This window comes from Mesorhizobium sp. M7A.F.Ca.ET.027.03.2.1 (assembly GCF_003999175.1).
GTDB lineage: Bacteria > Pseudomonadota > Alphaproteobacteria > Rhizobiales > Rhizobiaceae > Mesorhizobium.
Map to the genome: position 1 here is coordinate 1 of NZ_RZOM01001083.1, position 2,084 is coordinate 2,084.

General features: G+C 64.0%; 1 protein-coding gene and 1 pseudogene. Both read left to right on the plus strand.

The features are described 5' to 3' along the window. Positions 1-162: pseudogene (locus tag EN750_RS41105) on the plus strand (efflux RND transporter periplasmic adaptor subunit); the annotation flags it as partial. A gap of 3 nt (positions 163-165) precedes the next feature. After that, positions 166-2,084: efflux RND transporter permease subunit (locus EN750_RS31450; RefSeq protein WP_127399030.1), on the plus strand; the 1,919-nt coding region annotated here is incomplete at its 3' end.

A 2,084-nucleotide genomic window follows, 5' to 3' on the forward strand; every position in this document is an offset into this window, starting at 1 on the left:
ATTGTCGAGGGCTTGCAGCTTGTCCGCCCCGGCGGCGACGCAACGGGCGTCGAAGTGACGATCGACGAGACGACCGGCGAGGTCAAGGACCGCGCGCAGACCTCTTCGTCCGTGCCAGCTGCCTCCGAAGTGGCCGCCAACGCCCCGAAGGCCGGGAACTGAGAGATGTCAGCATTCTTCATCAACCGGCCGATCTTCGCCTGGGTGATCGCCATCGTGATCATGCTGGGCGGACTGCTCGCGCTCACCACGCTGCCGATCTCGCAATATCCGCAGATCGCGCCAACCACCGTCAACATCAGCGCCACCTATCCGGGTGCCGATGCGTCGACCGTCGAGAATTCGGTGACCAAGGTCATCGAGCAAGGCATGACCGGCATCGACAATCTCGACTACATGACGGCGACCTCGACCTCGACCGGAGCGGCGACGATCACGCTGACCTTCACCACCGCAGCCGATCCCGACACCGCCCAGGTGCAGACGCAAAACAAGCTTCAGCTGGTGCAGTCGCAGCTGCCGCAGGTGGTGCAGAGCAATGGCATCACCGTCTCCAAATCCTCGACCGGATTCCTTATGGTCATCGGCTTCGTCTCGACCGACGGCAAGATGAACTCGACCGATCTCGCCGACTATGTCGACGCCACCGTCAACGACACGCTGAAGCGCGTCGAAGGCGTCGGCTCGACGCAGCTGTTCGGCTCCGGCTATGCCATGCGCATCTGGCTCGATCCGGACCAGCTCGCCAAGTATGCCCTGATGCCGAGCGACGTGGCGACCGCCATCGAGGCGCAGAACACGCAGGTTTCTGCCGGCCAGCTCGGCGGCCTGCCGGCGCGCAAGGGCCAGCAGCTCAATGCCACGGTGACGGCCAAGAGCCGGCTGCAGACCGCCGAACAGTTCCGCAACATCATCCTGAAGAGCACGGTCGACGGCTCGCTGGTTCGCCTCAACGATGTCGCCACCGTCGAGCTCGGCGCTGAAAGCTATACGACGGCGGCCCGCTACAATGGCCAGCCGGCGGCCGGTGTCGCGATCAACCTCGCGACCGGCGCCAACGCCATCAGCACGGCCGAAGCGGTGCGCACGACGATCAATCGGTTGAGCTCGACCTTCCCGCAGGGCGTCGAGGTCGTCTACCCCTACGACACTTCGCCCTTCGTGCGGCTGTCGATCGAGGAGGTGGTCAAGACGCTGGCCGAGGCGATCGTGCTGGTGTTCCTGGTGATGTTCATCTTCCTGCAGAATCTGCGGGCCACCATCATCCCGACGATTGCCGTGCCGGTGGTGCTGCTCGGCACATTCGGCGTGCTCTCCTTCTTCGGCTATTCGGTCAACACACTGACCATGTTCGCCATGGTGCTGGCCATCGGCCTGCTTGTCGACGACGCGATCGTCGTGGTCGAGAATGTCGAGCGCGTGATGCAGGAGGAAGATCTGTCGCCAAAGGAGGCGACGCGAAAATCGATGGGCGAGATCACCGGCGCGCTGGTCGGCATCGCTACTGTTTTGTCGGCGGTGTTCGTGCCGATGGCCTTCTTCGGCGGTTCGACCGGCATCATCTACCGGCAATTCTCGGTAACCATCGTCTCGGCCATGGTGCTGTCGGTGCTGGTGGCCCTGGTGCTGACGCCGGCGTTATGCGCCACGATCCTGCGGCGGCCCAAGGACCATGCGACGCAGACCGGTCCGTTCGGCTGGTTCAACCGCGTCTTCGACCGCGGCACGACGGCCTATCGCGACGGCTCGCACGGCATCATCAACCGGTCCTGGCGCTTCCTCGCCGTCTCCCTCGCCATCGTCATCGCCATGGGCTGGATGTTTGCCCGGCTGCCGAGCTCGTTCCTGCCGGAAGAAGACCAAGGCATCCTGATCACCAGCGTGTCGCTGCCGGTCGGCGCGACGCAGGACCGCACCGAGCGCGTGCTGGCTGAAGTGACCGATCACTATCTCAAGGAGGAAAAGGACGCTGTCGAAGGGGTCTTCACCGCTTCCGGCTTCGGCTTCGGCGGCGCCGGGCAGAATGTCGGCATTGCTTTCGTGCCGATGAAGGAATTCAGCCAGCGCAAATCACCGGCCCTGTC